Source organism: Candidatus Methanoperedens nitratireducens, assembly GCF_900196725.1.
GTDB lineage: Archaea > Halobacteriota > Methanosarcinia > Methanosarcinales > Methanoperedenaceae > Methanoperedens > Methanoperedens nitroreducens_A.
Genome location: NZ_FZMP01000097.1, coordinates 1 through 6500, shown reverse-complemented (window position 1 = coordinate 6500; position 6500 = coordinate 1). Strand labels below are relative to the sequence as shown.

Here is a 6500-nt window from a genome sequence, read left to right as displayed (position 1 = left end):
ACACTGCCATTGCGGCAAAATATGAAAGAGATCTTTGAGAACATCACAGGCACACCTGATATATTTTCAGAGGCATTTGAGCAGATATCAAAACTATGGAAAGATTCATACACGAAGCTATACGTGCCGTATACTAACTCCCTGCTGAAGCTTTCTATGAAATCAGCGGAGATCTCCCGGGGGAATGCGAGCCCTGAAGCCTATAAGGAATTCTATACCTTATGGATGAATACATATCAGGAGACCTATGGCAGGTTGTTTGATACCCAGTCCATGCGGCCTTCAAAGGAAGTATTAGAGTATTTCGTGCGGAGCGAAAACGTTAATCTGAACCTCTACAAGTCCTTGATAGCAGCCCTTGGAAAAATGTCACAGAAGGCTGAGGAACTATCTAAGCAGAGCCCAGATCCAGAGGCACATAAAGAACTTTATAATCTCTGGGCAAAAATGTATGGAAAGGCATTTGATAACTTCTTTGAGAACACACCCACATTCAGCCCGTTTAAGGAGATTATGGAGCCTGTCAAGAATGCTGCCAAGATATACTCAGATACATTTACCAGCATATCCAATATGTGGGTGAAATCGGGCATTCGTTCAGCGTCAGCGTATCCGGGAAAGTATACAACATGAGCAAACCAGACGGGTTAAGTATGGAAAATAAGTATGGGGTCGTGTACGTCAATAACTGAAAACCCGCTACTATAAAAGTTACAATAGTTTATCGAATTAAGATTTGCACGGCGGGTAACCTACTCAATTTCCTATTGTAACTTTTTACATTGGTATTTCAATTATAGACGTACACGAAATATATATGGGGAAAGGGGCAAAAGCCATGAAAGAAACGGAAATAAAAGGTGCCACAGAAGATTTTCAACAGTCCCTTCAAGATACAGAGAACGAAAAGTATTTTCTGCGTTTATATGTTACCGGTATAACGCCAAAATCAACACGAGCTATCCAAAATCTCAAGAAAATATGTGAGGAAAATCTCAAAGGTCGTTATGAGCTTGAAGTGATTGATATCTATCAGCAACCCACGCTCGCTAAAGATGAACAGATAATTGCCACGCCTACGCTTATCAAGAAACTCCCAAATCCTTTGCGCAGACTTATAGGCGATATGTCGGATAAAGAACGAATTCTTGTGGGACTGGAGTTAAAACGTAAGTAACTAACTTCGCACTTCGTGTGAAGCCTCTTCAACTTTCAAAGGATGAAAAACCCCAGGGTACCTCTGGCGCATGCGCTAAAAAACTGTCCCGAGGGCTGTTCTCGCGGGCAGGCGCACATTCTTAAAATATTACCGATATCTTCTGGGGGTGAACCTGGCGCGCCATCTCATCAACAAGATCCCAGCGAACTGGTCTGATATTACGCTTGGCGCGCTCGCCCTGGGCTCAGCGGAACTGCTCCACTCGCAATTGCCCTTCTCAATTGGCCTGATTGTGAGAGGGGTGATCTTGCTGGTTCGCAGCGCAACAATAGCGAAGAACGGGTAGACGGATACTCGTCACGATACTTTCGGCGATTGAATGGCGTCATCGATCTCGGACTCGCTGTGGCTCAAGTCCGGAGCTTTATAGATGACTCTCGGTCCTACTGCATTCTTTCTGATTCAAGCATTGATTTCGGATCGATATACTGTTCCATTTCAGGTTCACATAATATCTTGCTGCAACTCCTGTTTAGCGCGAAAAAAAATCGCATAACAAAGTTTTAGTACTGGATGCATCATGGTATTTAAAAGTGATAATATGGGAGTTGCAGCGTGTTTTGACTCTGCATAGTATATGGAACAATATGGCCATTGTAGTTTAAAGAGAGGCAATAAATTTGGCAGTTGACTTGAGGGAATTAGTGAAAGCCGCAAAACCCTCCATAGCCGTAATAGGTCTTGGAGGCGCCGGCTGTAATATTATAACGTGGATAGCACAGAAGGGAATGGCAGGGGGCAGGATCATAGCAGCTAATACGGATGCTAATCATCTTTCTACGATGAGCATGGCGGATAAGCTCATTTTGCTCGGAGAAAAATTATGCAAAGGGTATGGATGCGGGGGCTACCCTAAGATGGGAGCAGAGGCAACCAAGGAAAATCTGCCTGAGATAAAGGCATACCTTCAGGGTGTAAACCTGTTATTCCTGGTAGCTGGATTGGGGGGAGGCACCGGATCTGGCGCAATACCTGTAGTTGCTGGAGTTGCGAGGGAACTTGGAATACTCACCATCGCGTGTGTAACAATCCCCTTCAAGATAGAGATGGCGCGGAGGGAAAAAGCAAGGGAGGCGATAAAGGCTCTCACAGAAAGTTGCGATTCTACCATAGTAATCGATAACTCCAAGCTCAGTGAGATCGTCGGGGACCTGCCGCTAAAGGATGCTCTGGCAGTTGCCAATGCCCTTGTTGGGGCCTTTGTCAGGAATATTACCGAGACCATTACTCAGCCAAGTCTTATCAACCTCGACTTCGCCGATTTGAGGGCCGTGATGGAGCGGGGAGGGCTAGGTGCTATAGGTATAGGTGAGGGCGACGGTGAAGACCGCATTATCAAGGCAGTCAGTCAGGCTCTGGCAGTTCCCCTGCTGGATATCTCGGGCATTTCAGAAACTTATGGTGTATTGATCCATATCGTAGGCGGTGAAGATATGACACTGGAAGAGGTTGCAGTTGCGGGCGAGCTTATAATGGATAAAGTACCTAAAACCAAGCGAGTTGTATGGGGTGCCAGGGTGGACAGCTCTCTTACTGGCAGAGTGCGCATCATGGCGGTTCTTACAGGGGTCAAAAGCCCTCTTATTGAAGGCAAGTGAGATTAGAATAAAGAACCGTTACAATCCTCTATTCCATACGTGAACATATTATGAGCGATGTATATAAAACGATTTCCTCAAAGTATTCCCTAACCTTAGTTGGGAGCGGTCTTAAATTAAAGAAAAAAAATATCTAAATGATTGGACGTTTTTTAGCGCATATACGGGGTTACGGTTAATTGTAGTTCGTATATACTTTATATGCCTTTTCAGAAGAGTTTAATCATATATGTTCTTCATAATCAATCTGAAGAGATTAAATGTGAATAAATATATTCTTACACTTCCAAAGATGAACGCAAGCCTACTAATCGATAGAATTATCTTCGCTTTCAATTATAATGGAAATAAAATACTATTGCCAGAACTAACGTCATGAAAGCTATAGAATTAGCTATTATGATAATCAAATCCCTTAGATATATTCCATAAATAGCCCATAGGAAAGTACCTAGACCGATTTGGATGAAGGTAATAATACTTACATCTTTTACAGATTTTGTCCTTATCATTTTAATTATTTGGGGTACAAATCCGAAAGTTGTAAGAAGAGCAGCCAGGATCCCAATTATTTGCGATTCCATAATAAAGATATGATGTTTTCAATTATATTTGATATTAACTCAAAAGGTACACTGATGACATGGAATATTTTATTAAACATAGAATAATATAATCGGTTGGCTCAAAAAACTTTATCTTATATATTATCAAAGTAAAACCAAAATATGACAATATTGGTCAGATAGTTAAATTATCAGGGTCGCGAAATGTTATTTCTTAGGATGAAGATATGAATACAATGGTTGATTTAAAAATCAGGTCGTGGGTAAAATCATTTACTTGGCGTATTATTGGAGTTTTTATTTTACTGCCACTGACTTATGTTTTTACTGGGAATTGGGAAAGTGCAGGAGGGGTTACGTTAAGCTTTAACATTATCAGGATGCTACTATATTATGTTCACGAGCGCGCTTGGGAGCACATATCATGGGGTCGTGGAGAAAAAAAGGGCAAGACTTTATTTTATGTGACTTTGATGCTGCTAATTCTCTCTTATGTACTGGTAATAATAGTTGGATTAGGCTTTGGACATTGAAGTACGGGTTATGGTGGAGTGTAGTTGTAAAATTATAGCGGATACTGAGAGGAAGCATATGCATTAACACAATGTCAAATAATCATAGACCTTTAATCAAGTAAAGATGCATATTTACTCGTGGGCAGTGTAAGCTATTCAAAATCTGACTCAGCCCTCAACTTCATAGGTTTAAATCCTGCCCACCTTTCTCTATACGAATGATAAAGATAAATGAAGATAGAAGTCTTTATGGAGAAGGACATGGCACAATCACGACTAATGATGGAGAGATTGTCACTTGGAAAGGACAAGGAGTAGGAAAGATGAAAGGAAAAGGAATAGAGTCTAGAGGATCTCCTTTTTACAATACATCTTCTAAAAAATTATCAAGATTAAATAATCTGGTGGGCGTTTACGAGCATCATATGGATGAACTTGGAAATTTTGAGACTGAAATCTGGTAATGGAGTTAAAAAAATTAACTAAACAGGAGGTTAGAAAGAAATGTTGTTTATGTCTATATGGGTGTGGAAATCAGAAAATAGAGATGAGGTAAAGAAAAGATGGAGTGAATACAAATATCCCGAAAAGATTAAATTGGTAGGAGAATGGCTTGATATAACAGGAAACAGGATCTTTGTTTTATACGAGGCAGATGATCCTACGACCATGTTAGAAGCCAATGATTTATGGCTTGATATTGCTTTAGTTGATACTGTCCCAGTAATGGAAGCTAAAGAAGTAGCAAAAATCATGGCAGAAAAAATGGAACGATGAAATGTTATGATAGATGAAGAAAGATTCGAGAGATTGTGTAAATTGTTAGATGAGAAGCATAAAGAGCAGATGAAAGCATCTGATACGTATATAGGTAAACAACTTGAGGCGTATGAAAGAAGTTTGTTAGATTCAATGGAAAAGGCGATTAGAGATGATGACCTACTCACCGCTTACAAGTATCGGATGATGATAGAGCTAATGCAGTAAAAGAATTAATTCACAATCTCATCAAACGAAGAAGTTAGCGCCCAACACGGTAGTTGCTATCAGCTTGGTTATAGGAAGCCTGTGTGCTTGCATTCAATGCTTGTAATGGATTTAAACAAGATTTTCAGGTCTATGCTGGAGAACATATCAAGGTTACAGGAGCATATGTGCTGTATACAGAACACAGGTGGAACGAGATTCATTCTATCACTTCAATTGTGAAGATAAGTTAGAATATCAGCTATCTGCCTTGCTTAGCAGTGAAAACTTCTCAATTTTGCCAAGCCTCTGCCCGAAGAGGAGGGAAACTTATAAATACCATCAGTGATTACATTTAGTTGTCTAAAAATAGACAAGTTTGGCTTTTTATAAATAAGCGAGCAGGTTCGGGAGTGGGAATCATCGAGGGGAGAATTTACCTCTCCTCCTCGCTACTTTTATATAGAATAAGATTGTACTACCTATTTGTGGGCAGGAAAATAACTTTTTTAATACACTAACCCCCACTCCCCAACCTGCCCATATATATTTATATCTTTCCCAATTTAAAATAATCTATTGAGGCTCATGATCATAAGCATTACTATCTATACATAAATATATAAACTTGCATATCGTGATGTACGTTGAGCAGGTTGGAGAGCAGGAGCGGGGTAAAACTGCGATATGTGCAACAATACAAATATAGGGTTATTATGAAAGGTAAGCATGAGGCACTCGGAGGGGATTAACGAGTGAGGTAAAGAATAATTTACAGACCTGCTCACCACTGAGACATTATAATTTCATTGTATAAATAGTGAATCTTAATTTCCATTGGAAACATGTAAGGGATTTATTGTGTTATTTCACCGCAAATAACTTGGTTATTTCCTCTGAGTGAACTACGTATGACTCGTGTTTATTGCGATGTGAATTTTAATGATACATTTCCAATGAAGGAGAAACGATGGCAAAAATAATGAGAAAGCCTCTCCCTCCAGTAATGTCTTGGTGGTCAGAGAGGCGGAATATACTGGCAAGTTTAAAGCATAAACCTGTTAGAGCAGGACCAAAACCAACGAAGGTCAATGCAAAAGCAAAACCAAAGAGCATCAGAGCTAAAAAACCAGTTAAAGCGAAGAAGGTGACGAAAATGAAAAAGACGACTAAGGCAAAGAAAGGGAAGACAAAGGGAACAAAATAATATGAATTATTGGCGGTTTCTGGCTTGATTCTGTGAGCCTGAGTGATGTTGAAATAACCGCCTTGCAGAAGATGGCCCAGTATATGCTGGGAGCTTATGATTGTTAAATATGTGTTAAATGCAAGTGTTTCACATCCATAGTAACAAATAGGATATTCCTTGGAATTCGTAACTTTCAGAAATAAACATGTTAATTTCCTTTCAGATTACGCTACCAAGAGGCTTTGGGATTGATTCCAAACGGCCAATAGATTCCATGTTTTGAGGAATATCCACTTTAGAGAATATTAATATGGGCGATTTTGTGGAAATTGATATTAGGAAGATTGAAAAGCCGAAGGCTGCTATATAACAGAAGGACATAAATCATATGACTGTGAAAGAGATGAATTAAAAGATTCGAGGTAAAAAATATGTCAAAACTTAAAA

Annotated in this window: 9 protein-coding genes; 8 read left to right on the top strand and 1 reads right to left on the bottom strand. The window is 39.7% G+C overall.

Annotated elements, in window-relative coordinates; all coding sequences use genetic code 11:
• From MNV_RS07550 to ftsZ, 3 genes are all read left to right on the top strand, one after another.
• A partial coding sequence (locus tag MNV_RS07550) for a hypothetical protein (RefSeq protein WP_218837940.1) occupies window positions 1-633 on the top strand: 633 nt, incomplete at its 5' end.
• A 205-nt stretch (window positions 634-838) separates the two neighbouring features.
• Window positions 839-1177: a circadian clock KaiB family protein gene (locus tag MNV_RS07545; protein ID WP_096204934.1), complete on the top strand. Its 339-nt coding sequence runs from the start codon at window positions 839-841 to the stop codon at window positions 1175-1177.
• Between the two features lie 662 nt (window positions 1178-1839).
• Entirely contained in the window at window positions 1840-2817 is a 978-nt protein-coding gene (ftsZ, locus tag MNV_RS07535) for a cell division protein FtsZ (RefSeq protein ID WP_179293861.1), read from the top strand.
• 332 nt (window positions 2818-3149) lie between these two features.
• Here ftsZ and MNV_RS07530 read toward each other — a convergent pair whose 3' ends face one another.
• Complete coding sequence (locus MNV_RS07530) at window positions 3150-3401, bottom strand: SemiSWEET family sugar transporter (protein ID WP_096204931.1); 252 nt, start codon at window positions 3399-3401, stop codon at window positions 3150-3152.
• Window positions 3402-3619: 218 nt separating this feature from the next.
• Here MNV_RS07530 and MNV_RS07525 point away from each other — a divergent pair, with 218 nt between their 5' ends.
• The 5 genes from MNV_RS07525 to MNV_RS07505 all read left to right on the top strand — a co-directional run bounded on the left by MNV_RS07525 (window position 3620) and on the right by MNV_RS07505 (window position 6071).
• Complete coding sequence (locus MNV_RS07525) at window positions 3620-3916, top strand: DUF2061 domain-containing protein (RefSeq protein WP_218837938.1); 297 nt, start codon at window positions 3620-3622, stop codon at window positions 3914-3916.
• 200 nt (window positions 3917-4116) lie between these two features.
• Complete coding sequence (locus tag MNV_RS07520) at window positions 4117-4362, top strand: hypothetical protein (protein ID WP_096204928.1); 246 nt, start codon at window positions 4117-4119, stop codon at window positions 4360-4362.
• Window positions 4363-4411: 49 nt separating this feature from the next.
• Window positions 4412-4675, top strand: coding sequence for a DUF3303 domain-containing protein (locus tag MNV_RS07515; protein WP_218837937.1), 264 nt, complete (start codon window positions 4412-4414; stop codon window positions 4673-4675).
• A 6-nt stretch (window positions 4676-4681) separates the two neighbouring features.
• Complete coding sequence (locus tag MNV_RS07510) at window positions 4682-4885, top strand: hypothetical protein (protein WP_096204925.1); 204 nt, start codon at window positions 4682-4684, stop codon at window positions 4883-4885.
• A gap of 949 nt (window positions 4886-5834) precedes the next feature.
• Window positions 5835-6071: a hypothetical protein gene (locus tag MNV_RS07505; protein ID WP_096204923.1), complete on the top strand. Its 237-nt coding sequence runs from the start codon at window positions 5835-5837 to the stop codon at window positions 6069-6071.
• The last annotated feature ends 429 nt before the right edge of the window (window positions 6072-6500 follow it).